The sequence below is a fragment of the Pseudomonadota bacterium genome, assembly GCA_026388275.1.
In the GTDB taxonomy this organism is placed as follows: domain Bacteria; phylum Desulfobacterota; class Syntrophorhabdia; order Syntrophorhabdales; family Syntrophorhabdaceae; genus JAPLKB01.
Window position 1 is genome coordinate 23,233 of the sequence record JAPLKB010000056.1, and the last position, 26,122, is coordinate 49,354.

General features: G+C 41.0%; 28 protein-coding genes and 1 pseudogene. 10 read left to right on the forward strand and 19 right to left on the reverse strand.

The window, feature by feature from the left end; genetic code table 11:
* Positions 1-48: 48 nt before the first annotated feature.
* From NT010_12830 to thrS, 9 genes are all read right to left on the reverse strand, one after another.
* Positions 49-663, reverse strand: coding sequence for a hypothetical protein (locus tag NT010_12830; protein MCX5806923.1), 615 nt, complete (start codon positions 661-663; stop codon positions 49-51).
* A 1-nt stretch (position 664) separates the two neighbouring features.
* Positions 665-976, reverse strand: coding sequence for a MerR family transcriptional regulator (locus tag NT010_12835; GenBank protein MCX5806924.1), 312 nt, complete (start codon positions 974-976; stop codon positions 665-667).
* 7 nt (positions 977-983) lie between these two features.
* On the reverse strand, positions 984-1,262 hold the full coding sequence (locus tag NT010_12840) for an integration host factor subunit alpha (GenBank protein MCX5806925.1): 279 nt from the start codon (positions 1,260-1,262) through the stop codon (positions 984-986).
* 16 nt (positions 1,263-1,278) lie between these two features.
* The gene (gene pheT, locus NT010_12845) at positions 1,279-3,660 is read right to left on the reverse strand and encodes a phenylalanine--tRNA ligase subunit beta (GenBank protein ID MCX5806926.1); all 2,382 of its coding nucleotides are present in this window, start codon (positions 3,658-3,660) and stop codon (positions 1,279-1,281) included.
* A gap of 9 nt (positions 3,661-3,669) precedes the next feature.
* Positions 3,670-4,680: a phenylalanine--tRNA ligase subunit alpha gene (pheS, locus tag NT010_12850; GenBank protein MCX5806927.1), complete on the reverse strand. Its 1,011-nt coding sequence runs from the start codon at positions 4,678-4,680 to the stop codon at positions 3,670-3,672.
* Between the two features lie 91 nt (positions 4,681-4,771).
* Positions 4,772-5,131, reverse strand: a complete 360-nt coding sequence (rplT, locus tag NT010_12855; GenBank protein ID MCX5806928.1) for a 50S ribosomal protein L20 — start codon at positions 5,129-5,131, stop codon at positions 4,772-4,774.
* 21 nt (positions 5,132-5,152) lie between these two features.
* Complete coding sequence (rpmI, locus tag NT010_12860; GenBank protein MCX5806929.1) at positions 5,153-5,350, reverse strand: 50S ribosomal protein L35; 198 nt, start codon at positions 5,348-5,350, stop codon at positions 5,153-5,155.
* 11 nt (positions 5,351-5,361) lie between these two features.
* Positions 5,362-5,865: a translation initiation factor IF-3 gene (gene infC / locus NT010_12865; protein MCX5806930.1), complete on the reverse strand. Its 504-nt coding sequence runs from the start codon at positions 5,863-5,865 to the stop codon at positions 5,362-5,364.
* A 21-nt stretch (positions 5,866-5,886) separates the two neighbouring features.
* Positions 5,887-7,635: a threonine--tRNA ligase gene (thrS, locus tag NT010_12870; protein MCX5806931.1), complete on the reverse strand. Its 1,749-nt coding sequence runs from the start codon at positions 7,633-7,635 to the stop codon at positions 5,887-5,889.
* Positions 7,636-8,024: 389 nt separating this feature from the next.
* On the opposite strand from thrS, the gene NT010_12875 reads away from it, so the two are divergent.
* From NT010_12875 to groL, 9 genes are all read left to right on the forward strand, one after another.
* Positions 8,025-9,308 carry an acetyl-CoA C-acetyltransferase gene (locus NT010_12875; protein MCX5806932.1) on the forward strand — a complete coding sequence of 428 codons (1,284 nt, stop codon included), beginning with the start codon at positions 8,025-8,027 and terminating at the stop codon, positions 9,306-9,308.
* Between the two features lie 5 nt (positions 9,309-9,313).
* Positions 9,314-10,096: an enoyl-CoA hydratase-related protein gene (locus tag NT010_12880; GenBank protein MCX5806933.1), complete on the forward strand. Its 783-nt coding sequence runs from the start codon at positions 9,314-9,316 to the stop codon at positions 10,094-10,096.
* A 30-nt stretch (positions 10,097-10,126) separates the two neighbouring features.
* On the forward strand, positions 10,127-10,924 hold the full coding sequence (locus NT010_12885; protein MCX5806934.1) for an electron transfer flavoprotein subunit beta/FixA family protein: 798 nt from the start codon (positions 10,127-10,129) through the stop codon (positions 10,922-10,924).
* Between the two features lie 18 nt (positions 10,925-10,942).
* Positions 10,943-11,929 (forward strand): electron transfer flavoprotein subunit alpha/FixB family protein, encoded by a 987-nt coding sequence (locus NT010_12890; GenBank protein MCX5806935.1) that lies wholly within the window; start codon positions 10,943-10,945, stop codon positions 11,927-11,929.
* Between the two features lie 102 nt (positions 11,930-12,031).
* The gene (locus tag NT010_12895; GenBank protein MCX5806936.1) at positions 12,032-12,877 is read left to right on the forward strand and encodes an ARMT1-like domain-containing protein; all 846 of its coding nucleotides are present in this window, start codon (positions 12,032-12,034) and stop codon (positions 12,875-12,877) included.
* A 92-nt stretch (positions 12,878-12,969) separates the two neighbouring features.
* Complete coding sequence (locus NT010_12900; protein MCX5806937.1) at positions 12,970-13,899, forward strand: DnaJ domain-containing protein; 930 nt, start codon at positions 12,970-12,972, stop codon at positions 13,897-13,899.
* Positions 13,899-14,678: a hypothetical protein gene (locus NT010_12905; protein MCX5806938.1), complete on the forward strand. Its 780-nt coding sequence runs from the start codon at positions 13,899-13,901 to the stop codon at positions 14,676-14,678. Before NT010_12900 ends, NT010_12905 begins: the two co-directional genes overlap by 1 nt.
* A 101-nt stretch (positions 14,679-14,779) precedes the next feature.
* Positions 14,780-15,070 carry a co-chaperone GroES gene (gene groES / locus NT010_12910; protein ID MCX5806939.1) on the forward strand — a complete coding sequence of 97 codons (291 nt, stop codon included), beginning with the start codon at positions 14,780-14,782 and terminating at the stop codon, positions 15,068-15,070.
* 17 nt (positions 15,071-15,087) lie between these two features.
* Positions 15,088-16,737: a chaperonin GroEL gene (gene groL / locus NT010_12915; GenBank protein ID MCX5806940.1), complete on the forward strand. Its 1,650-nt coding sequence runs from the start codon at positions 15,088-15,090 to the stop codon at positions 16,735-16,737.
* Positions 16,738-16,886: 149 nt separating this feature from the next.
* Here the strand turns inward: groL and NT010_12920 are convergent, their stop codons facing one another.
* Positions 16,887-17,102, reverse strand: a complete 216-nt coding sequence (locus NT010_12920) for a dodecin family protein (GenBank protein ID MCX5806941.1) — start codon at positions 17,100-17,102, stop codon at positions 16,887-16,889.
* A gap of 165 nt (positions 17,103-17,267) precedes the next feature.
* Positions 17,268-18,191, reverse strand: a complete 924-nt coding sequence (locus NT010_12925; protein ID MCX5806942.1) for a polysaccharide deacetylase family protein — start codon at positions 18,189-18,191, stop codon at positions 17,268-17,270.
* A 220-nt stretch (positions 18,192-18,411) separates the two neighbouring features.
* Between NT010_12925 and NT010_12930 the strand changes: the two genes are divergently transcribed.
* Positions 18,412-18,819, forward strand: coding sequence for a hypothetical protein (locus tag NT010_12930; protein ID MCX5806943.1), 408 nt, complete (start codon positions 18,412-18,414; stop codon positions 18,817-18,819).
* 479 nt (positions 18,820-19,298) lie between these two features.
* Here NT010_12930 and NT010_12935 read toward each other — a convergent pair whose 3' ends face one another.
* The 8 genes and pseudogenes from NT010_12935 to NT010_12970 form a co-directional block, all read right to left on the reverse strand.
* Positions 19,299-19,862 carry a hypothetical protein gene (locus NT010_12935; protein MCX5806944.1) on the reverse strand — a complete coding sequence of 188 codons (564 nt, stop codon included), beginning with the start codon at positions 19,860-19,862 and terminating at the stop codon, positions 19,299-19,301.
* A 1,136-nt stretch (positions 19,863-20,998) separates the two neighbouring features.
* Positions 20,999-21,907 carry a site-specific DNA-methyltransferase gene (locus NT010_12940; GenBank protein MCX5806945.1) on the reverse strand — a complete coding sequence of 303 codons (909 nt, stop codon included), beginning with the start codon at positions 21,905-21,907 and terminating at the stop codon, positions 20,999-21,001.
* A gap of 4 nt (positions 21,908-21,911) precedes the next feature.
* Positions 21,912-22,643 carry a PaeR7I family type II restriction endonuclease gene (locus NT010_12945; protein ID MCX5806946.1) on the reverse strand — a complete coding sequence of 244 codons (732 nt, stop codon included), beginning with the start codon at positions 22,641-22,643 and terminating at the stop codon, positions 21,912-21,914.
* A gap of 262 nt (positions 22,644-22,905) precedes the next feature.
* Positions 22,906-23,244, reverse strand: coding sequence for an SHOCT domain-containing protein (locus NT010_12950; GenBank protein MCX5806947.1), 339 nt, complete (start codon positions 23,242-23,244; stop codon positions 22,906-22,908).
* Positions 23,245-23,341: 97 nt separating this feature from the next.
* Positions 23,342-24,196: a hypothetical protein gene (locus NT010_12955; GenBank protein ID MCX5806948.1), complete on the reverse strand. Its 855-nt coding sequence runs from the start codon at positions 24,194-24,196 to the stop codon at positions 23,342-23,344.
* Between the two features lie 132 nt (positions 24,197-24,328).
* Positions 24,329-24,913: a hypothetical protein gene (locus NT010_12960; protein ID MCX5806949.1), complete on the reverse strand. Its 585-nt coding sequence runs from the start codon at positions 24,911-24,913 to the stop codon at positions 24,329-24,331.
* A gap of 61 nt (positions 24,914-24,974) precedes the next feature.
* Positions 24,975-25,388: a hypothetical protein gene (locus NT010_12965; GenBank protein MCX5806950.1), complete on the reverse strand. Its 414-nt coding sequence runs from the start codon at positions 25,386-25,388 to the stop codon at positions 24,975-24,977.
* Positions 25,389-25,727: 339 nt separating this feature from the next.
* Positions 25,728-25,850 (reverse strand): annotated as a pseudogene (locus NT010_12970) (tyrosine-type recombinase/integrase).
* Between the last annotated feature and the right edge of the window lie 272 nt (positions 25,851-26,122).

Below are 26,122 nucleotides of genomic sequence, written 5' to 3' on the forward strand. Positions count from 1 at the left end.
AGTAAACAAGCACTGGAAATTGCGGAGCTTAATCATATTAGAAAAAAACTAAAATATGGGCCTTACGCTCTTTGCCGGCTGTAGATTAAGACTTGTGATAACTTCTGAATCATTAACAACTTCCGCGAAGGTTTTTCTTCTATCTAGAAAATCAAACACATCTTCTCGAGTAAAATAGATATGGATATACTCAACAAACCCTCCGTACTGATTGCATTGTGAGTAATCCCTGACAGGCCAGTATATACCAAGAGCTAATCCTTCAATATCATCCCTGTTAAGGTCTTCCTTCTTTATATAGTTCAAATATTTCGGAAAGTAAGTCTGAAGCACATTGGAAAACCTTTTCTCGGGTTCTGTAGCTCTTTCGTCGAAAACAATTTCGGACGGCCTGATATTCATCATTATGTAATGAAGTTTTTCATTTTTGCCATCATTCAGTATTGTCAGACCTATACCCTCTTTGTAAATACCCACATTGGAATTATTAAGCCTGTGGTAAATCCCTTTTAGAAGACTCTCGTTGTCCGCATAAATTTTTTTCATCCTTATATCATCATATGAAGTTTTCATGCTCTCTGCCTGGTTTTTAGCCACGTAAATCGGGCCTGCAGCACAGGAACAAAGAAAAACCAATAAACAAATAAAGATTATTTTCTTCATATCAGCTCCTTTCCTGCAATATTTCAACTATTTCCGTCAGTTCTTCCCTTATCTCATTTAAAACATTTTTATTGACAGACATATATTTCTTTGCTCCATCTATGGTAAATTTTTTTTCATAGAGAAGTTTTTTTATGGTAAATATTGTATTCAGATCTTTCTTCTTATACAGCCTTTGACCAGTAGCGCTCTTTGAAGGTTTTATATCCTTGAATTCTTGCTCCCAGTATCTCAGCACATGCGGTTTGAGGCCTGTAATTTTGCACACTTCTTTTATTCTGTAAAACATCCTGTCAGGGATATTTGACGTCATAATGAGTTTATTTACTGTTTATCTCATCTTTTAAAACTTGGCTCAGTCTGTAATTTAAGACCTTTCTTTTGCTTATTTCAATTTCATCTCCAGTCTGTGGGTTTCTCCCTCTTCGTGACCTTTTCTGTTTTATGATGAAATTACCAAATCCTGACACTTTTACATTCTCTCCTTTTGCCAATGTTTCCTTTATAATCTCAAAAAACAAATCAACCAGATCTGCACATTCACGTTTTGAAAGACCAAGCCTTTCATATACGTTTGTAACTATTTCTGACTTTGTCATATACCCTCCTTAATTCTTAGGTCCTCAATGTAATACCATTTATAGATGTAAGCTCTTGTATAATAATTCCCTGTAGGTCGTTAACCTCTTCGTCCTTTAAAGTATCTTTATAAGACTGAAACACTACACGGAATGATATACTCTTCATTTCTTTTTTGAACATATCAAAGACACCTACCGATTGTATTAAAGGTGAAGCCTTCTTAATCTTATCAATCAACATGTAGACTTGTATGCCATCATCTATGTAAAATGAAAAATCTCTTATAACATGCGGATATTTTGGCATAGGTTTGTACTTTGGTTCAATTTTACCAGTTTTTAAAATTATGTCAAATCTTAATTCAGCTCCATAAACTTTTTGTTCAATTTCGTATGACTTTAAAACTTCTTCTCTTATTTCCCCTACCCAGCCGATTTTTATACCATTTATTGATACATCAGCAGCGTTTGCCGGGTTCAAAAAAGGTTCCTGGGTTTTTCCAAAATCAAATTCCAGTCCAAAACAATTAGCCGAACCTTCCAAAACACCTTTTATGTCAAAAAAATCATATTCGTTATATATATCCCTCCAGAAATACTCCCTTTCCTTTCCTGTTAAGGCAAAACAGACAGCAGGATATTCAATCGGCAGCCTGTCTTCATGTTGAAAAAAAACTTTTCCCATTTCATAAAATTTTAAATTTTTTGAGCCTCTATTTAAATTATATGCAATATTTTTTAACAACCCCGCTGTTATAAACGTTCTCATTACTTCATATTCTTTTGATATAGGATTCAAAATTTTAACACAGGAAGATCTTTCGTCATCGGATGAAATAAAAAAACTATCTATATCCTTTTTACAAAAAAAAGCAAAATTTACTACTTCATAAAAACCGGCTGATTTTAGATAATCCTTCATAATGGCAAAATATTTATCTTTTTTATCCCTTTTCAGGATCTTGGAGACTGAAACAGGCAGCGTTGCAGGAATGGAATCATAACCATATATGCGCGCGACTTCTTCGATTACGTCCATATATTCATTTATGTCATGTCTGTAATGAGGTATTGAAACCATAAAACCGCTTTCTTCTTCTTTCGTAACATATAAGTCTATCGATTTCAAAGAATTAACAATATCATTATGTTCTATTGTTAACCCGAGGATATCATTTACCTTTCCAAAACTTACAAAAATCTGCTTAACTTCCTTCCTTTCATATATTTCACATTTTCCACCTAAGACCACGCCACCGGAGAGCTTATTCATTAGAAAAGCCGCTCTCTTTGCGGCAAAATCAACATTATCAATATCGATACCTTTTTCAAACCTCGATGAAGCCTCTGATTTCAGGCCTAATCTTCTTGCTGTTTTCCTTATAAACAGAGGATTAAAAAAAGCACTTTCAAGAGCAACTTCTTTTGTGTCAGGGGCAATCTCGGAATTCTCGCCACCCATTATACCAGCAATTGCAACAGGGCCATCCCCGTCACATATGAGTATATCTCCATTTTCAAGTTTTCTGTCTTCTCCATCAAGCGTTCGAAAAATAGTTTCTGAATCAATTAATTTTACTCTTATTTTATTGCCCCTAAGCTTCCGATAATCAAATGCATGGAGCGGTTGTCCAAGTTCCAGCATCACATAGTTAGTAACATCAACAATTGAGTTTATCGGTCTCATGCCGCATTTTATTATCCTGCTTCTCATCCAGTAAGGAGACTTGTTGATAGTTATCTCCTTCAGCATTAACAATACGTATCTGGGGCAACCTTCAAGGCTTAGAACTTCAAGCGAAATTTGATCGTTTATATCCCTCTTTTCGTCAGCAATGTATTCAAAGGGCAGCATTCTTGCCTTCTGGTCCAGGATGCTTCCTACTTCCCTTGCAATTCCGTAAACTGATGAGCAATCTCCTCTGTTTGGAGCTACATTTATATCAAGAATAAAGTCTCTGAAACTTTCAATATCTTTAAGCTGTTTACCTGCTTGAAGATTATTTTCTAAAATGAATATGCCACTGTGGTCATCAGAAAGACCAAGCTCTTTTTCTGAGCAGAGCATGCCTAAAGAAGTTATCCCCTTTATCTCTTTTTTCTCTAAAACAGTTCCATCAGCCAGACGCGCGCCAACCATTGCCACAGGTACATTGTCACCTGTATTAACATTCTTTGCGCCGCATACAATCGACATGATTTCTTTACCTGTATCAACTTTACATAAGGATAATTTGTCTGCAAGCGGGTGTTTTTCTACGGCCAAAACTTTTCCAACAATTACATTATCGAAGGAAGGGGCATACTCCTCAACCGACTCGACCTCGAGACCACGCATGGTAAGTCTTTTAGCAAGCTCATGAGGATCCATATCCATAACAACAAACTCTTTTAACCATTCATAGGGGACTCTCAATACATTACCTCAGAATTGTGAAAGAAATCGTATATCATTATAATAAAATTGCCTTATATCATCTATGCCGAACTTCAGCATTGCAATCCTTTCTACACCCATACCAAAAGCAAAACCGGAGACCTCTTCGGGATCATAACCGACAATCCTGAACACCTGCGGGTGCACCATACCTGAACCAAGTATCTCAAGCCAACCGGTATCCTTACAAACCCTGCAGCCTGTACCCCCGCAAATCAAACATCCAATATCTACTTCAGCGGAAGGCTCCGTAAAAGGAAAATAGCTCGGTCTGAACCGTAAAGGCGTTTTGCTGCCAAACATTTCTTGTATAAAAATACTCAATATACCTTTTAAATCGGAAAATCTTATGCGTTTATCTACCATAAGCCCTTCAACCTGATGGAACATAGGCGTGTGCGATACATCACTATCACATCTGTACGCAGCCCCGGGTGCAATGATCTTGACAGGGGGCAGCTGAGCTTCCATTGTCCTTATCTGAACAGGTGATGTATGTGTCCTCAAAACAACACCCTGTTTAATATAAAAAGTGTCCTGCATATCCCTGGCCGGATGGTCTTTCGGAATGTTCAGCGCTTCAAAATTGTAGTAATCGATCTCAATATCCGGGCCTTCAGCAACAGAAAATCCCAATGAAGAAAATATTTTTATAATTTCATCCATTATCTGTGCAACCGGGTGTCTCTTGCCTATGACAGGACTCTTACCCGGCATTGTAACATCAATCCGGGATGCAAAATCTCTTTTACGTTTTTCTTCAGTTTCAAAATGTTCTTTTAAATCTTTTAACCTGCTTTCTGCCCATCCCTTTAGATCATTTATCTCTCTGCCAAAAGTCTTTCTCTCGTCATTATTCAGTGTCTTTATCTTATCAATCAATTCAGAAAAAAGACCCTTTCTGCCGACAAGGGAAATCCTTGCATTATTTAACTCATCAACAGTTTTTATGGAAGAGATTTCGCTCTCAATCTTACTTTTAAATTCCTGTATGTCCATCTTAAACCAGATCCTGATTATGTTTTACGGGCTACAGATTGAAATCAGAAGTTCAAAACCCGAATTTATTTTTGCATATATAAATAGTAGTTTATTGAACCATAATTTGTCTTACTTTAGACACAACATTCTCAAACCCTACAGGGTCATTGACTGCCATCTCTGCAAGAGATTTCCTGTTTAAAGAAATATTAGCTGCCTTCAGCCCATTAATAAACCTGCTATACGGTATACCATAGGATCTACATGCAGCATTTATCCTCGTTATCCATAATGACCTGAAATCTCTCTTTCTCTGTCTCCTGTCCCGGTAAGCATAGCTCAATGCTTTAAAAACTGCACGTTTTGCCACGCTGTATGTTGTGCGCCTGCTCGCATTCATGCCTCTTGCAAGCTTTAAAATCTTTTTTCTTCTTCTCCTCGCTTTTACTCCTCTTTTCGCCCTGGGCATTTCTCTACACCTCTTTCATTATTATAAATAAGGTACTAACGATTTTATTCTCTTTAAATCTGCGGGATGGACAGTATCCGACTGTGACAGTCTTCTTTTCTCCTTTGGTGATTTGGAAGAAAGGAGATGACTGTGGTATGCCTTGGCCCTTTTTATCTTTCCCTTTGCAGTTACCTTTACCCTTTTTGCCAATCCCCTGTGGGACTTAAGCTTTGGCATGATCAGCCTCCTTAGAGTGGAGCAAATACCATAACGATATTCCTACCATCAAATTTTGGTTTTTGTTCAATTTCACCTACATCCTTTATTTCTTCTATTATTTTCTGGGCAAGCTTTTCTCCCATTTCTGTACGAAAGACTTCTCTCCCTTTAAACATGATTATAATTTTCACTTTGCATTCTTCAGCCAGAAAATCTCTAATATGCTTAATCTTAAACATAAGGTCATGTTCATCAATCTTCAGTCCCAATTTCATCTCTTTAAGCTGAATGACAGTCTGTTTTTTCTTTGCTTCCTGCAATTTTTTTGCAATCTGGTATTTATATTTCCCATAATCCATAATCTTGCAAACAGGGGGAGCTGTCTTCGGCGAGACTTCAACTAAATCGAACCCTTGTTCTCTTGCCATCTTAAGCGCTTCAGACGTCAGGACAATGCCAAGCTGCGCACCTGCTTCATCAATCAGTCTTACTTCTCTTGCCTTTATGCGCTCATTAATATTTATGTCTTTTATACTATCTTTTCCTATAAAAACTCACCTCCTGGAAATATTGTCTTCTCTTATCCTCTTAATAAAATCCTCTAACTTTATATCTTTTAATTCACCACCATCTCTCACCCTTACAGTAATCGTGTTTGATTCCATTTCTTTCTTGCCTGATATTACCATATAGGGAACTTTCTTTACTATCGCTTCCCGTATCTTCAATCCAAGTTTCTCATTTCTTATATCGAGCACTGCCCGAATATCGTGGTTCATTAATGATTCGTAAATCATTTTAACATACTCAGACTGTTCATCGGTAATGTTCATTATTATTACCTGTACCGGGGAAAGCCACACAGGGAATTTGCCACCATAATGTTCGATGAGTACACCGATAAACCTTTCAATAGCACCAAGAATAACCCTGTGCAGCATAACAGGTCTTTTTCGCATGCCGTCGCTATCAACATAATGAAGGTCAAACCTCTCAGGCAAGGCAAAATCGCATTGAATCGTAGCACACTGCCATTTTCTCCCTATAGCATCCTTAAGTTTAACATCAATTTTAGGCCCATAAAAAGCCCCGTCACCCTCATTGATATCAAAGGGAATCCCCTGCCCTTCCAGAACTTCTTTCAGAATCGTTTCAGCTTTATCCCAATCCTCTAAAGTGCCTATGAATTTGTCGGGCCTTGTACTGATTTCCATCTCATATTCAAAATTGAAGATTTTCATTGTATCGCGTATAAAATTGATAATATTGAGTATTTCGTTATGTAATTGGTCCTGCCGTGAAAATATATGGGCATCATCCTGTGTAAATTCCCTTACTCTCATCAATCCATGCAGTACACCTGATTTCTCATGTCTGGATACCGTACCAAGCTCAAAATATCGAATCGGAAGGTCCCTATAACTCCGTATGTCAGATTTATATACCATGATATGTGATAGACAATTCATGGGCTTAATCCCGTAATCGACATCATCTACCTTTGTAAAATACATATTTTCTCTATAGTTTTCATAATGTCCCGACTTTTTCCACATATCCATCTTCAGTATATGGGGTCCGTAAACAAATTGATAACCTCTCTTCAAATGTTCTTTTCTTTCAAAATCCTCAAGGAGATACCGCAGCAATGCACCATTGGGATGATATATGACAAAACCGGCTCCGACCTCATCGGATATGCTGTAAAGGTCAAGCTCTTTTCCAAGCCTCCTGTGATCTCTTTTTTTTATTTCTTCAAGAAATTGGAGGTAATCAGTCAAAGACTTCTCGTCCTGAAAAGCTGTCCCGTAAATCCTTGTAAGCATCTTGTTTTTTTCATCGCCTCTCCAGTATGCACCGGCAAGGCTAAGAAGCTTAAAAGCCTTTATTTTCCCTGTTGCAGGTAGATGAGGTCCTCTGCACAGGTCAGTAAAATCATCCTGAGTATATATGCTCATTTCTTGGTCATCAATACCTTCAATAAGCTCCACTTTATATATTTCGCCTTGTTTCCTGAACATGTCCAGGGCATCTTCTTTCTTTATTATCTTTCTCTCAATAGGGATATCTTTTTTCGCAATTTCCTTCATACGTTCTTCGATCTTTATAAGATCTTCATCGGTGAAACCAGGTCCATAATCAAAATCATAATAAAATCCAGTATCTATTGAGGGGCCAATGGCTACCTTAGCTTCAGGGAAAAGCTGCTTTACCGCATGAGCCATCAGATGGGAAGTGCTATGCCTCAATACATCAAGCGCTTCTGTTTTTTCCTTTTCTTTTTCTGTTAAAATTCCTTTCATATCGGCACCATGAAAACATTAATCAAATCGAGAGATATTATTAACATTTTGTCTTTTCCTTGTCAATTCTTATAGTTAAACTGAAGCAACATTTTTAAGCACTTGTGGCAATACACGATACCGGGATAACATTAAAAGCTTGAACCAGGCAAAAACTGTGCTAGCTTGACTCCAGGCACTACTTCGCCTGAGGCATACCGGGCTATACTATCCGGTTCTGCCTTTGGTATAATTATGGCTTATCGGCAAATTTTGTTAAAAGTATCCTATCATCTAAATAAATGATGTTATTATAAACACAAATTGTCTAAAAATGATTGACAAATTTATCTATTTCATATTAAATGTTTGTGAAATAATTATCAAATGACTCAGGAAAGGAGCGAATTATGAAAGATGCAGTAATAGTTTCATGTGCAAGAACGGCAATAGGTCAGTTTGGTCAGACCTTAAAAGATGTGCCCGTTGTGGAGCTTGGTGGTATTGCAATTAAGGAAGCAGTAAAGAGAGCGGGAATCAGGCCGTCAAAGAACAAGGATAAGGAATTTGCGCCGGATACGTTTGGCGGCAAAACAGACACAGAGCTTGAAGCTAAATACTATGATTTTGACAGCAATCTGAAAGAGGTTCAGATTGATGAAGTCATCATGGGCAACGTCCTGCAGGCAGGATTAGGACAGAATGCCGGAAGACAGGCAAGCATTCGTGGTGGAATACCGAAAGAAACAGCGGCTTACACAATCAATAAGGTATGTTCCTCAGGATTAAGATCCATAATTAATGGTGTACGATCCATAGAATGTGGCGACAATGAAGTTGTTGTGGCCGGCGGAATGGAAAATATGAGCCTTGCACCATATGCACTTCCTTCTTTGCGTACTGGCGCAAGAATGTTTGACGCAAAGGCTGTTGACCTCATGGTCCTCGACGGTGTCTGGGAAATTTTCTACGGTTACCACATGGGTGTAACAGCAGAAAATATAGCAGAAAAATACGGCATCTCAAGGGTAGAGCAGGATACATTCGGTCTCATAAGCCATCAGAGGGCAATGAAGGCAATTAAGGAAGGTTTGTTTAAAAGCGAAATCATTCCTGTTGTCATCCCTCAGAAAAAAGGCGACCCGATTATCTTTGATACAGATGAACGGCCAATGGACACAACCCTGGAAAAGATGGGAAAACTCGGTACTGCATTCAAGAAAGGCGGAACAGTTACAGCAGGAAACGCATCGGGCCTCAATGATGCAGCCTCGGCAGTAGTAATCATGTCCCGTGACAAGGCAAACGCACTGGGCATTAAACCGATGGGCAAAATGCTGTCATGGGCAAACGGCGGTGTGGATCCTCAGTTCATGGGACTGGGACCTATCCCGGCAGTCCGTAAAGCCTTAAAAATGGCAAATCTGACGCTTGACCAGATCGACCTTATCGAATTGAATGAAGCTTTTTCATCTCAGGCACTTGCGTGTATGAGGGAACTTAAAGTCAACCCGGATAAATGCAACATGTTCGGCGGCGGCATTTCACTCGGTCACCCAATCGGATGCACCGGCGCGAGACTCGTTACAACAGCCCTCTACCAGATGAGAAGGCTCGGGCTACGGTACGGACTTGTTTCTATGTGCATCGGCGGTGGTATGGGATTAGCTGCAATCTTCGAGTGCGAGGGGTAATGGCCATGGAATATAAAAACTTAATAATTGATATAAAAGATGGTATTGCAATTGTTAAGATAAACAGGCCAAAGGCGCTAAATGCTCTGAACTCTGAAACGGTAGACGAAATAAAACTGGCAGCAGAATCATTAAATGAAAACAAAGATGTAAAAGTTGTTATTCTTACCGGCGAAGGAGACAAAGCTTTTATTGCGGGCGCTGACATCCTTGAGATGAAACCTATGAACGCATTGGAAGGCATGGCTTTTTCCAATAAGGGCCATGAGGCTTTTTCCAAACTGGAAAATATGAGCAAACCTGTTATTGCCGCAGTAAACGGATATGCCCTCGGTGGAGGATTTGAAGTAGCGCTTGCCTGCGATTTTATTTATGCTTCTGATAAAGCCAAAGTTGGTTTTCCTGAAACAACACTGGGAATATTCCCCGGTTTTGGAGGAACACAGAGAACGGCAAAGCTTATCGGATTAGCAAAGGCAAAGGAACTGATATTCACCGGTAAAACAATCTCAGCACAGGAAGCCAATGAATTGGGCCTTGTAAATAAAGTCATTCCTCATGAGGAATTAATGAAGGAAGTAATGGCTCTTGCAGAAAAAATCAAAGCAAACGGTCCTATTTCTATCGGTCTTGCAAAGGAATGCATAAATAAGAGTTTATTCGTCGATATGGATTCGGCATTGCTGCTGGAGGCAAAGGACTTCGGCCTGTGTTTCAGCACAAAAGACCAGAAAGAAGGCATGACAGCATTCGTTGAAAAGAGAAAAGCCACCTTTACAGGTGAGTAACACAACATAATAATATAAAAGGAGGATACTGTGAAGATAGTTGTATGTATAAAACAGGTTCCTGATACAGAAGCTGAAATCAAGTGGGATATACCAAAGGGTGTACTAAAGAGAGACAGCATTGATACAATAACAAATCCCTTTGATGAATTTGCCCTTGAAGAAGCATTACTTACAAGGGAGAATCACGATGGAGACATTGTAGCCATCAGTATGGGTCCGGAAAAGGCAAATGATGTACTGAGGAATGCTCTTGCGTTAACAGTAAATGAAGTATATCGACTGACTGATGATGCATTTGCAGGCTCGGACACATTTGGAACTGCCTCGGTGCTTGCTGCCGGAATCAAAAAGATCGGTGACGCCGATATTATATTCTGCGGAAAACAGTCGACTGATGGGAGTACCGGAGTTGTCGGCGCAGAGATAGCTTCTATTCTCGGATACAGCCCGCTGACATATGTTTCAAAGATACGGCAGATTGATGCTGCAAATAAAAAGATAATAGTTGAAAGGGTTATAGAAGGCGGCACTGAAGTCGTAGAGGCAAAATTGCCGGCCATCGTCTCTGTTATCAAGGGTATTAACGAGCCTCGGCTCCCGAATCTTATGGGCATCAGAAAGGCTGCAAAGGTTGCTATACCTGAGTGGAACGCTGGTGACCTGGGTGTTGATAAAGGAAAAGTTGGAACAGCAGGTTCCTCTACAAAGGTTGTGGAAATCGCCGTACCGCCTCCAAGGGGAGCAGGAGAAATCCTGAAGGGTGAGATCGAAGACGTGGCTAACATCGTGACCGACAAACTGATTGACATGAAAGTCATAAAATAACCGGGAGGAGGAAAGACAATGGCTAACGATGTATGGGTATATATAGAACATAAAGACGGTGGCATAGCACCGTTGTCATTTGAATTACTGGGTATTGGAAAGACAATGGCCAACGATCTGGGCTCAAACGTGTGCGCCTTCGTAATTGGCGAAAATGTTGGCGATATTGCCAAGGAAGCGTTCTTTTATGGTGCCTCAAAGGTGTTTGTTGTTGAAGGCGAGGTTTTCAAGGGTTTTAGGTCAGAAGCTTATGCAAAAGCAACAACATTTTTGCTTGATAAATATAAACCGGAAGTTGCTCTTTTCAGGGCAACAACCCAGGGTACAGACGTTGCAGCAGCAAGTGCAGCGCAGCTTGGATTCGGACTGTGCACGGATAGTATTGATCTTAAGGTAGACGGCGGTCAGATAAAAATGACCAGGGCAGCTTTTGGCGGCAACTATTCAGTTACAGTTGTAAATGAGAAAGCAAAACCACAGATCGTTACAGTAAGACCAAAGGCATTTGCAATGCCGGAGAAAGATACCTCGAAATCAGGCGAAGTAGTTAAAGAATCCTTTTCTGTTGCAGAAGGCGATTTAAATACAAAAGTGCTTGAGTTTATCAAATCCGCAGTCGCGATAAACCTTGTCGAAGCAGATATTATAGTATCCGGAGGCAGAGGCCTTGGGAGCGAAGATGGATTTAAAATAATAAAAGAACTTGCAGATATGCTTGGTGCGGCAGTAGGCGCATCCCGTGCAGCCGTTGACTCTGGCTGGATATCTCAGGAACAGCAGGTTGGACAGACAGGCAAGACAGTAAAACCAAAAATTTATATCGCTTGTGGTATCTCAGGCGCTATTCAGCACCTTGCTGGTATGAGAACGGCCGACTGTATCGTGGCAATTAATAAAGACCCTGAGGCACCCATTTTCAAGAATGCAACTTACGGCATCGTAGGGGATTACAAACAAGTCGTACCAAAGTTAGTGGAAAAGTTTAAAATTAAGTTGAATAAGTAAACAACTTTATGAATTAAGTAAAAAAAGGGAGCTGGTATGCTCCCTTTTTTTATTCCTTATTTATTCGTTCTGTGAGATCAATTTGCATTCCCCGCAGTTTGAGTGTATCTTACAAATATTATGAAGGCGATTGAATACTGCGTCGGCTGCCTCACAGGGCTTGCAGAAAAAACCCTACAACTTTCATGCAATTACAATAGAGACGTCTTCTCACATTGCTGCATCATAATTGATAAGCTGTTGAAAGAGGGAAAATCTCCACCCGGAATTGCGAACAAAATACTTAAATACATTAAAAATACAACAGGTGTTTATGATCCCTATGTTTTTTTAAAAGAGAAGGAATTAAGATTAGCAAAAAAGGCATTTGTGCAGTTGGCAGACATGTTTTCCGATTCACTGGAAGGCGTAATTAAATTGTCAGCTCTGGGAAATTCTCTGGATTTTTTTACAGATGATGCATGTGATTTTAACATAGAGGGGTTTAATTTTTCCGGGGATATAGATAAAATTGAAAATGAGATTTATACTAAAGGAAAAGATGTTTTAATACTCGGCGACAACGTTGGTGATTTTATTTTTGACATACCCCTTGTTGACTTCCTGGAAAACATGGGGAAAAACGTACATTATGCCGTAAAAGAACATCCTGTGCAGAATGATCTATCTATGCCGGATACGTTAAAGTTTGAATTTGTAAAATTGTTTGATAATATTATATCTACTTGCACCGATGAAGTTGGCATCAAGCTCGAAAAGATGAAGGGAAAGGTTAAAAATCTGTGGGATACAAACTCAGTGGTAATTGCCAAAGGCATGGGCAACTACGAAACAATCTCTGAATATCAGGGTGAAAGGTCTGTTATTCATATTATGAAAGTAAAATGTCCTGCCGTTTCTCAGGCAGTGGGTTATAAAAAGGGAACATATGTAGCAAAATTATACTAATTTTAAAATTATATTTTAAAGATGTATTTACGATTTATAAATAACATTCTGAAATTGATTTTCAAAACAAAACAGATTAGGTGGTGACGCATATGGCAACAAAAAAAGATTATTATGAAACCCTTGGAGTTGCAAAAACCGCATCGGAAGAGGTAATGAAGAAAGCATACAGGAAGCTCGCCATGAAATACCATCCGGACAGGAATCCGGGGGATAAAAGCGCTGAAGAAAAATTCAAGGAGATCAGTGAGGCCTATGCAGTATTGAGCGATCCAAAGAAGAGGAGCCAATATGATACCCTTGGAATGGGTGGTTTTCAGCAGAGTCATTCAGAAGAAGACATCTTCAGAGAATTCAATATGGGTGACCTCTTTAAGGACCTCGGCTTCGGTGGTGGAGACATTTTCAGTACTATCTTTGGCAAGCAGGGAAGAAGGGGTGGAAGACCGAGGCACCAGACCCAGGACTTCGGTGACTACATCACCAGAGAACAAGAACCTTCAAGGAATCTGGACCTCCACTATGAACTGGAAATTCCTTTTATGGATTCAATACATGGAGGTGAAAAGAGAATTTCCTTTACAACCCAGCAGGGTTCAGAAGATGTGAATGTTAAAATACCGAAAGGTATCTCTACAGGCAAGAAACTGAGGCTTCAGGGTAAGGGCGGAAAAGACCCCTATACAGGAAAAACTGGAGACCTTTATGTCACAATAAAGGTCGGGGAACACCCTGTATTTAAAAGATTGAATAATGATCTCTACGTAACCAAAGAAATAAAACTTACTGATGCGCTGTTAGGAACAAATGTTGAGGTCCCTTCTATCAATGGTCCCAAACGGGTAACAATACCGCCGGGCATTAAAAGTCATTCCAAGGTTAGACTTAGAGGTCTCGGTGTACCGGATTTAAACAAAGATAGTGCAGGAGATCAATATGTGGAAATAATCGTTGATATACCAAAAAAATTAACTGACAAACAAAAGGCTCTTTTTGAAGAACTAAGGAAGGAAGGAATTTAATGCTGCCAAGGAGGCATATCCTTGATGTAATGGAGTTTGTAAAAGATGAGAAGGATATTATCGCTATGTCTACAATTACCCTTGCTATCGATGCGATAAAATATCTGGAACCCGAATCCAGGAGAGATCACCTTGTTGAAGCGCTGGAGCTAAATGAATTTATCTGTTTTATGTTTCCTCTCAAAAGGCCGCAAAACAGATCATTATTATTTCATATCGTATCGGATTTGCTTGGTCTCCTTCTTTACGGAGTTCCGAAAAAAAGCAAGAAGGCTCTTGAAACCTTAGAATCAATCAACTACTCGGAAAAAAATATGGAGCCCTACCCTATTATAGAAGTATGGGATGCCATGAAAGATAAGGTTTATTCAAAAAAACACGGGGCAGTGAGTATAATAGACGGTTTTGTAAAAAAAATAAGGGTTGAGATGGATATTATTGAACGATATCCTTCTGTAGAAGATATTTTTTATAAATCAAAGGAATATATGTTAGAGTGGCTTCCATCCTTATCAAAATACTATGATAAACGTGGTAAAACAATTAAAGGCGCATATGAGAAATGGTGGTCTGTATGGCTCTGCAATGAAGAGAAGGACCGTATACTATCAGGCATGATAGACAGGCTGTATGTACAGGCGGAAGCAGAATATGGCGTTGCTATTGATAAAGAGAGCATCTTCTCATCAATAAGCCTCGATAAAAATGAAAATAGAAAAGAAAACGAGCACTTTTCAATGTTATACAAGCAAGGTATAAATTTATTGTTAAAAATTTAGCAAGTGGTATTGACAAAAAGGCCTTTATATCCTTATATTATCTTTAGCAATCATTCGTGGCAATTGCCAAAAATCAAATTTCATGAAGGGAGTGTGGTACAATGAAGATTAAACCATTGCAGGACAGGGTCCTTATTAAGAGGATCGAGGAAGAGGAAAAAACAAAAGGGGGTATTATCATCCCGGATGCAGCAAAAGAGAAGCCTCAGGAAGGTAAGGTTATAGCTGTAGGCGACGGCAAAACATTAGAGAGCGGTACAAAGGCGCCTCTGACAGTAAAAGTTGGCGACAAGATACTTTTCGGCAAATACTCAGGTACAGAAATTAAAGTCGATGGTGAAGAACATCTGATCTTAAGAGAAGATGATATCCTTGCTATTGTAAAAGATTAAGAAAGGAGAAAACACAGATGGCAAAAGAGATTAGATATGATCAGGCTGTAAGGGAGGCGCTTCTAAGGGGTGTTAATGCCCTTGCAGATGCAGTGAGGGTAACTCTTGGACCTAAGGGCAGAAATGTAATACTGGATAGGTCGTTTGGGTCCCCCACAGTTACAAAAGACGGCGTTACCGTTGCAAAAGAGATCGAGCTTGAAGACAAGTTCGAGAATATGGGCGCCCAAATGGTAAAAGAAGTTGCAAGCAAAACAAGCGATATAGCAGGCGATGGTACAACTACTGCAACGGTCCTTGCCCAGGCAATATACCGGGAAGGAGCAAAACTTGTCGCAGCAGGCCACAATCCTATGGAGCTTAAAAGAGGTATTGAAAAAGCAGTTGTAGTAATTATTGAAGAACTGAAGAAGATATCCAAACCAACCCAGGATCAGAAAGAAATTGCTCAGGTAGGAACTATCTCAGCGAATAATGACGAAGAGATTGGCAGAATTATTGCTGAAGCCATGGAAAAGGTTGGAAAAGAAGGAGTAATAACAGTAGAAGAAGCAAAGGGAATGGAGACTACTCTCGAAATCGTTGAAGGTATGCAGTTTGATAAGGGCTATATATCTCCGTATTTTGTAACAAATCCTGAAAAGATGGAAGTTGTTATGGATGATCCGGCGATCCTTATTAATGAGAAGAAGATAAGCGCTATGAAGGACCTTCTTCCTATCCTTGAACAAGTTGCAAAGATGGGAAAACCCCTTGTGATTATCTCTGAAGATATTGAAGGTGAAGCCCTGGCAACACTGGTTGTAAACAAACTGAGGGGTTCATTGAAGGTTGTTGCTGTAAAGGCCCCGGGTTTTGGCGACAGAAGAAAGGCAATGCTTGAAGACATCGCAATCCTTACCGGTGGTCAGATGATATCCGAAGAACTTGGTATCAAGCTTGAAACCATTTCTATGAAAGACCTCGGCTCTGCAAAACGCATAGTTATCGACAAAGACAACACGACAATAGTCGACGGCGCTGGCGACCGAAAAGAGATTGAGGGAAGGGTAAAACAGATAAGAGCACAGATAGAAGAGACAACCTCCGACTATGACAGGGAAAAACTCCAGGAAAGACTGGCAAAGCTTGTCGGCGGAGTAGCTGTTATCAACGTAGGCGCTGCAACAGAAACAGAGATGAAAGAAAAGAAAGCCCGCGTAGAAGATGCCCTTCATGCAACAAAAGCAGCAGTAGAAGAAGGCATTGTGCCGGGCGGCGGCGTTGCATATCTGAGATGCCTCCCGAAACTTGATAAACTTAAAGTCGAAGAAGGGGCACAGGAATTTGGCATAAAAATCGTAAAGAAGGCTCTTGAAGAACCATTAAGATGGATTGCAAACAACGCAGGCCATGATGGTTCGATCATAATCGAGAAAGTAAAGAACGGTAAAGGCAGCTTCGGCTTTGATGCAGCCAAAGAGATCTTTGTTGATGATATGATGGCAGTAGGCATTATAGACCCGACAAAAGTAACACGGTCAGCTTTGCAGAACGCTGCGTCTGTAGCATCCTTGATGCTCACAACTGATGCAATGATTGCTGATAAACCCAAAGATAAAGGTTCAATGCCTATGATGCCTCCAGGCGGTATGGGCGGTATGGGCGGTATGGGCGATATGTATTAAAAAATACGAGGGGACTTGCAAAAGTCCCCTCTTTTTTTATTCTCTGCAGGGCTTGCTCACACAGCTTACTGCAAAAGCTTTTTCCGGTTTTTGTCTTTGATAAAACATCCGTATGCGGCAGTGTAGTTCATTTTTCTTTAAAAACCGGATTATTTTTCTCCGTGATACTTGAATGAGACACTGAGCCTTACACGGTAATTTGTTACTTTACCGTTTTCTACTGTCACATCCTGCTTGGTTACCTCTGCAATACGTAAATCTTCAAGTGTTTTCGCGGTAGTTTCAACGGCGATCTTTGCAGCATCTTCCCACGATTTTGGGCTTACCCCTACTATCTCAATGATTTTATACACGCTTCCTGCCATATCAACCTCCTTGATTTATTTTAACAACATTATAGAAGTAATAGCATGGCAATGTGATATGTCAAGCAGGAATTTCTATAAAATATCCAAACGTTAGGTTCATAAGGCGCGGAACACAGTAAAATAATGCTATTTCCAATCCTTTTAAACTTTACACTTTGAAACTTAAGATATTTTTTCAGCTATCGGCAAAGCTTGCTGTAAGCATACCTCCCCTGCCCTGCCTTCAATGTACCCATAAACGGTTTCACATGCAGGGATGTTTTTATTATTTTTCAGCTCATTTGCAATATCTATGATTCTTTTATATGTAAAGCCAAGTTCAAGCGTTTTTTTGATAAACATTTCAAGAAGGTGAGACCACTTTTTTCCTTCCAGTTCAGTATGAACAGTAAGAATGTTCAGGCCATCTGTAAGGGCATTTAAATAAAATTTGGCAAGGGTGTTAATTTCGGTGCCTGCAATACCTACAACCTCATCGAGGGTCGGCAGCGTAGTAGGTATTTCGAGAATCCGAAATGTTTTTTTATCCATTTCCGGAAAAAATGGCGATGTCCCCCGGGCATTGCTTGTATAGACAAAATTATTTTCCTCAAAGAACTTTAAAACATAGGGATTTATCATCCATCCCGGTGCGGCAAAAGACTGCGGATCTTTTTTTACTATATCCCGGTATGTATTAAATGCTTTTTGTAATTCTTCAAAGGTCTTTTCCTTGCTGAAACATTTTATGTGATCATGCCAATAAACATGGTCATGGCCATGAATACCCAATTCATGGCCTTCCTCCATAATTTTATGAAGGAGATATATATTTTTCCTTGCTATCTCAGGTCCGGGAAGCAACAAGCCATACAGAAGGGTTTTTATCCCGTAAGTGCTTATAACACCGACTCTGCCGGCCTTTTTTAAAAAACCTTTTCGTGTAAACACCCTTTTTACTGTCCAGCCTGTATGGTCTTTACCCATAGGAACAAAAAAACTTGCATTAATGTTATATTTTTTGAAAAGTGCCAGTAAAACAGGCACGCCCTTTTTCATACCTGCATATGTATCCACATCAACCTTTATCCCTATTGTTTTATTCAAACTTTATCTCCCCTTGAGAAATTCGGCAAATTTGAACCATGCAAGACCGGATTTTATATTGGCCCTGCAAGTTTGTCGTATTTTATAGCATTAAATCTTCTCATATTATAAAATGTCAAACAACTGAAAATTTAATTATGCTATACTCCCTGTATAAATAAGGTTTCAAGAAACCTAAGTTCAACAACATGGAATAGCACTGATCCGCTAAGGAGGCTTTATGAAATATTTTGTTTTTGGCGTCATAACTGTAATGTTTATCTTGCTGTCTGATATAGGTGTTTTTGCCCAGACAAAGGGCGGGGGCTGGCAGATGTATTATGCTGATGAAGAATCAGGAAACAGGTATTACTACGATAAAGGAAGTATTGAATCGCCCCAGAAAAATATTTACAAGGTATGGCAAAAAACTACCGAAACAATAAGGGCAGGGGAAGAACTGGACACTTTCAAAATGCAACTTCAGATAAATTGCCTGGTAAAAACCTACGTGGTATTGTCTTATATTGAGTATGACGGCACAGGCGAAAAAGAACTGAACGCTCAGGAATATAAAGAAAAACAACCTAAAGACAGGGTTCAGGTTTGGTCACGGATGGGAGCGCTATTCGATAACGTTTGTCCATAAAAGACAGGTGTTATCCCAATTTTTAATTCGCCCACTCAAAGACTAATGCTATGGCGTTATCTCTATAAAGGAAAAAAGTACCTTCGCACATCAAGCAGAACTAAGATAAACCCATATTTTCCATTAAGATAAGCAACGGTGTCGGGCTGTCCCTCGCAAACACGCTCATTACGCTCCGGCGGCTTCATTCGCTCGCGTTCGGCTTCGGAACTTTTGCTTACGCTATGGTTTCATCGCGAAGGCAGTACATGAGCGACAAAGACCAAGCTTCCATTACTGGGGCTTGCGCCGCCCCCTCCACGAACCAAGTCCGTGGAGTCTCCCCCTCTCGCTCACTTTGTGAGCTATGGGAGATGCCCCTCACGACGGTTTGCTTAAGACAACCGGACACCGTTGCCAGTGACATATACGGGATAAAGCAATAAGTAGAATTAATATGATTGAAGGCAAATGATATCGCTTGCACGGATAGTTTCAAACTACAGATTGCGAACACCCATCGCTTCAGCCTGTGGACATTTGTATTTTGCGCTGCAGTGAAGACAGGCTATTTTGGGAAAGATGATGAAAAATCGGAATAAAAGCAGACCGACAACAACCATAAAAATGAGCAGTAGGACAACGGAGAAATTCACGATCAATGCAGGAATCATTGCCAGGATGAGGACAACAAGGGAGGCTATATAAAGATTATTGGGACAAAACAGGCCTACAGCCCGTCGATGGAATAACTTAGGATCTCCTTCTTTCGCAATCCTCTTTGAGAGAACATTCAAACCTGATATGCACAACGAATCCCTGACCTGGTAGTAAAGGCAATTAGGGCAAACAGTCAACGGCATTATCACATACATTTCTACACAAGATAAAACGATATACAAAATCCCGAAAGTGTAACCCGCCCATGAAGAGAAACTATAGCCGAGTGCTATTCCGATTCCACCCATCAGAAAATGCAATATCGTGCTAACATTATAGATTAGTACGCTGGACAATGGATATCTTGTATAAAGTTTGGCTTTATAGCCTTTCTCCGATTGCATTTTCCCTTCCTGGTCACCCCCCATCTTTACTTACTCGTCGCAGTACAGCCATATCTGGCCTGTCTGGGCGGAATGGCAAATTCTAATCCGGTTTCCAGACCCCATAGGATCTGATTTCCCCTCCCCGAACGTGGTAGCAACCACCATACTTAGCAACAATGGGAGAAACCTGATCAATGTACTGTTCATATTTCTCACGATCTTTTACTGTGGAATCAATAATCATATATACCGACATATTAATCGCGTAACAACAATTTTCAACAAGAAGAAAACACACCATTTTCAAGAACCTTTTTTTTGCTATCCTGTACTCCAAAAAAGACATTTATCAAACAGTTTCCAAGATTGTATTCACAGTGAATACCAATAATACTTAATTGTTCAAACCAAATCCTGTATTGACTTTGCAGAGATTTTACTCTTTGCTATAAATGTTGTAGCAATTGTTTCAGACACAGTGTCTGCAATTGCACTAAATGATATAAAATCTATATTTTCGATCATCTTGTTCCAATGCCAGCGTGCTGCCATAGGCCTGATTTCAGGTCGATTGGCTGCACCCAGGGGTTGGGCAAATTCTTTTTTTGCTGGGTTTTTTATGTCAATAAAACCTCAATTTACAAAAGTTATTTTGTTTTTATAGAACGCCCCCTAAGTGTCCCGGCGGCTTGCTGGAACTTTTGCCTCTATCGGTTTTGTAATGTTCTTATTCTATTGTAGGCCTTATTCTGCTTTTTGTCTTTATTTTTCTCTTAACTTCTCATTTAGGAGAAAGACCAGGCATTCTAAAAATTTCTATTTTTTCATTCTGTACTTTATAATGAACATTAATAAAGGAGTTATCACACTCGCTTTCACATTGAAAGCAAAAATTAATTAATTGTTCAAACCACAGCCTGTATTGGCTTTACGTCGATTTTAAATTCAGTAGCAACTGTTGCTACCAATGTTGCTGACACATTGTCAGCAAATTTTCATTATTGAAGATTTATGATTGTTTATCTTATTTTCCGCTAGCCGTTTAAATTGAAATATTGAAGGATGTCTCCACGTCCACTTTATAGCTTTTTTCCATTGTAAGGATACATTATTTCAAAGTTATTTAGTTTTTATGGGACGTCCCCTAAGTGTCCCTATACCAGTTTTCTTTTTGAGGGCCTGACCTTGTACAGAATCTCATCTTCCATAACCATGCTTGTCTGCTGGGTATTGACTCTCTCAAAAAGGAGTTTGGCTTCCGAGAATAGACCGGAGTTCTCGGCCTTTAGGTAACGCGCTGCCATGCGACAGTATTCTGGGTCAATATCGACTCCTATGCTGTTGCGGCCGGTTCGAAGGGAGGCAACCATAGTAGTACCTGTTCCACAGAAGGGATCAAGTACGGTATCCTCGGTGAACGAGAACATCCGCACGAGGCGCGTCGCCAGTTCAATAGGGAACGGCGCTGGGTGTTGTTTGGTTGATGCTCCAGTGATGTTCCATATTTGTTGGAACCAACGGCCAAAATCATCTTTGTTGAGTCGGCTAGCATCCCGTTGTCCGTTCGTCGGTTTTCTATAGCCCCCTGGCTTTCTCTGCATGAGGATAAACTCTATGTCGTTCTTAATGATCGCGTTCGGTTCATACGGTTTGCCGAGAAATTTCGAGCCGTTTGAGACCTCATACGAGGCATTGGCGATCTTGTGCCATACAATTGGGTTCAGATTGTCAAAACCAATGCGCCGACAGATCACGGAGATGTCAGAGTGGAGCGGAAAGACAAGATGCCGTCCGAAGTTGCGCCGAGCTACGCACACGTCGCCCACCACGCAAACCAAACGCCCTCCAGGGACGAGAACACGGAATACATGACGCCACACCTTCTCCAATTCAGAAAGGAAGGCTTCATATTCCTCAATGTGGCCAAGTTGATCCGGATTCTCGTTATACCGCTTGAGATTCCAATAAGGCGGAGATGTAACTGCCAGGTGTATCGACTCCTCCCCTAGGAATGATAAATCACGAGCGTCGCCGTTAATCAGCGTGTGGGTTGTGGGTTGCATAGTTTCAGACGGAGGCCGATACATGGGCAATAAGAGTTTTTGCAAAACGTTCAACTGTAAGATCGTTGGAAGGGGTGTCGTAATTGCCGTCAATGCCTTCACGGAGCGAGGAGGTGATGAAGGCAGAAGCTGTGTAGTGTCGCTCCAGAACCAGCTTGCGACAAAACAACTCGTACCGACGCATATACGAAGCGCCGATGAACTCAGGGAATACTTTGAAATGAGGTTGCTGGACGCTCACAGGACGGTTCGATGCCTCGCAATCCTCCAGCATGAAGAAGTATCCAAGAAACGGCTGCGGGCTGTCGAGGTAGGCGCGTTCTCTGAATGCGGTCCAAAGGTCAAGGGCACTGCCCATCGCTTCCTCTGTCCGGTTGTTGAAATTGTTGCCGAACGATGGTCCGACCTGAGATTTAGCTTCGATGGCGACGACCAGTGTCCGATCGCGGACTACGAGAAGATCCCATTCTTTTGTGGGCCGAAAAAAACCTGGAAGCTCAACGGCCTTTTTTCGAAATATATATACGGGTGGGATGCCTGCCTCGGTAATGAGTTGTGTAAAAAGGTTGATAAAGGCATCCATGTGGGCACCGCCTGTCACAGCGCTCCGAAGACCTTGATCGGCCTTGCCGGCCTCTTCTTGCTTCCTGCGTTGCGCAGTTCGTGTCTGCCAATAGTGAGCTACGGCTTCCTGGGTACGGGTGTGTAAATTCTTAAGAAGTTCAGTTTGATTCATTGCCTTAGTATCGCATTTTTTCTAATGTTTTTCCAGTGGCCAACATATGAATCAGCCAGAGCCAACGGCAATTGGCTGTATCCACGGGTTGGGCAATTCTTTTCATTCCTATTGTCCTTTGTCAGTGCCTGACCCCTTTATATTCTTTTCGGGATGCCTTCACCGGAATCACGCTCCAAGAACTTGTAGGCTATCCCTGGGATGAATCACCCGGTCGATCCAGCCTTCATGCTGTCCCCACCAGTTAGTCCCTTAAGCATTGTCATATCCCAAGCAACTGCTTCTTCTTTTGCTCATAGTCAGACTCAGAAATTAATTTTTGCTCTTTCAATCTCGCAAGTGCGCTCAACTGGCTTTCAATATCTTGCGCCGAAAATGTTTCAGAATTGCCATTGCCGCGCCGTTCCCGCAGAACTTGGGAACGGCGTACCAAGTAATATGGAAACGTGACAATCCAAAGCAGAAGTGCCGACAAACACCATGCTAGAGCGCCATTATTTATGGAATATGGCTGCTTTGTGGCGGGTATCTTGTTGGTACTGGCATCATAAGTTAACCAAATTGTGGTGGCCAAAACGATGATAAGGATAAACTCTACCATAATATCTCCTTTCTTATTTTGCATGTTGTTTTATGCATAACACAAAGCTGAACCAGAGGCGGAACACCCTATTCCGCCGATTGGCTCCAGCGCCTTGTTATCCCTTGCTCTGTATCTTTCCATTAACGAAGTTGATGAAGGCGGAACAAACTACAAGCATAAATTTCGCATCATCAAAGTTGACTCTTTCTGCCTCCATCAGCGCATGTCGTATTCCCCCTTGGTCGGACGTGTAGCCGTAGAGGCTACTGAAGGCCTTGCTCAGAGCGGGGTGCAATCCTATTTCATCTTCGAGTTTCTTAATGAGTTGACCTAATGTCCCCTTATCCACGTTTACATTATTGGCCACGAGGCTCTCTACAGCCGATATTGCTTCTTTTATGGAGTTTCTATAATCCGGGGAGGTTCTATCGGACAGCAATTCTAATGCTCGGCGTAAGTGTTTGTTCACTGGCCCCCTGCTTTCCTCGATAGCCTGTTCTATTTCTGCGACCTCATGTTCTTCGGTCATTCTTGCAATGATACCATTGACAAACCTGTACGCCGACATTTCTTTCTGTAGAAGAGAATTACAGCTCTGAATGAACGCCTCCTTGAAGTGGTATCGCTCGTAGTTGTTGGCCACAAATTCAATAAAGTCGTAAACCTCATACCACTTGCAGTCAAAGAAGTATTGCCGCAGGTGGGCAAGTACTTTTGTCCAGTCGTTACTGAGTTGATCAAGAGGTTTCTTGAAGTAATGAAACCAAAGGCGTTGGCACAGAGCCTGGATTTGCTCATTGCCATAGTCGTTGAGGTAGTATCCACCATAGATGCCTGAAGAGTGGCTGACATTATCCCAGCTGTGAACTTTTAGAAGACTCCAAAGGCCGTTGCGAAGCGGTTCATCTATGGATTCAATTTGGATCATTTCCTTGATGGGCCTGAAACCATATCGTTCAGAAAATCTCATATCATTCCCTCAGGGATAAGGAAAAGGCCAGCGAGCCGCGTTTTTTTGCGGATTCGCTGCACCGCCTTGTTCGCCAATCACATTCAGTGTCTCAAAACAAAACCTTGCTTCTCATTTGTCTCGTTCATAGCGCTATGTTTTTTCCCAAACCTCGTAGCCTTCCGCACGTTTTGTTGGGGCGATGTTCTCGTAGTATACGTAGACTCTGTCATCGTTTAGTTTATCTCTGAACAGCTCATACTTTCCAAAATCAGGTAGAGGGTAGCCGGGCTTCTTGACCGTATATTGGTAGGCACCGAATCCATGTGCTGGATTCAAAGCATCGAGAAGCAAATCAAATTTAACCTTGCCTTCCTCATAATGTGCCGATCCGGTAAAACGGCCTTCGCCCAAATGTCTAATTTTGATCAAAGGACAGACTTTTTCGGCTACATATCTCGTTGTCATGTCTTCGTAGTCTTTTCCATCTTTAGTCGCTCGGTCTGGTTTTATTTTGTTATAGATTTCGACTCGTTTAAACTTCCCTCTCAAATATGAGAATCTTCTTAAGTCCCTCCAGTAAGATATGGCCTCAATAAAAAGAACAACAATTGAGGACGACAATAAGCCGACGAGAAAGTCTTTTGGCGGCTGATAGTAGAGAAAGTAAGGCTTAATCAAAAATACAGTTATGACAATAGCCAGGAGAAGAAGTGCGATGATTATTGTCCGTCTCATAAATGCTTCCCACCCTCCTTTCAGTCTATAATGCTGGGCTCACTCTAAGAATAATCGTAATCTATCTTTTGCTGCAAACACGGTCAAGCAGTTTATCCTCGGTTGAGTCAGGAACGATAGGTCCCCATGGATTGTTTGAAGCATGGTCAGAAATAGGAGTGCCGTCAGAAGCATACACTATTAGATGCAACATCTTTCTTTGCTTTCCTCGGCAGTCAAGGCCATAAAGAGTTTTGCTTTCTTTAACTATATGGCCGGAAAGCTCTTTGGCTTCCTCAATATCTCTTTTGCTCCACAACCTTTTGACCCAGACTTTTGCCTGATTTTTGCCTGTAAAGGTAATACTTGTTGGATCAAAGTAGTGTTGTCCCGCAGAACTATTGGCATAATGCGTCCATTCGGCAGCGTTGCTGCTTGATATTAAAGACAAAGATAAAAACATCGCGATAATTCCCAGCCACTGAAAATTTTTCATTGTCATCCTCCACTTGCGATAGAATTGCCGCTCAATTTTAGCTACGGCGAACGCGGAGTTGAGCGGAATGCCTGAAGCATCAGACCATACAGGTCTGAGACTGCGTAAGGCATTTCCGTTCCAATGACTTGTTAGCGCCGAAGCGGACCAGCGTGCGGCGCGTCTTCAACAAGTCATGGAGCGGACCCACAGGGCCGCTCTACTCCGTGTTAGCGCCGCGCGTAGCGCGGGGCTAACAATTAACTATACATCTCTACTGCAACATATCCCAATATTCCTCCACCGGAGCCATATATCCCACGTCATAGTCGGGATATACGGCAGCCTTGAATATCTCTCTTATCCATCCAGGGGCCTTTTTACGCTAAGCCCCGTTTTATTCAATACGTTGGTGTAAATCATTGTTGTTGAAACATTGGTATGATCAAAAAGTTCCTGGACGGTTCTTATATCGTAGTTTGTATCCTAATGGTGAGCTGCAAGAGAATGATAGAAAATTTTTAATGATCCCCCTGCCCCTAATGCCCACCCTTTTTTATTTCTATTGTCCTGCTATTTCAATAACATGTCAAGCTTTTTTCAAGCATTACAAATTAAGACCTTTGCACGGTAATTTACCCTGAAATAGCTTGTAACTATATGATATATATGGTATATTGATGATTATCCCACTCCAAGGAGTCATCCTCATGACAGATAAATTCACCACGCCGAGCTTTGCTGATTATTTCGTC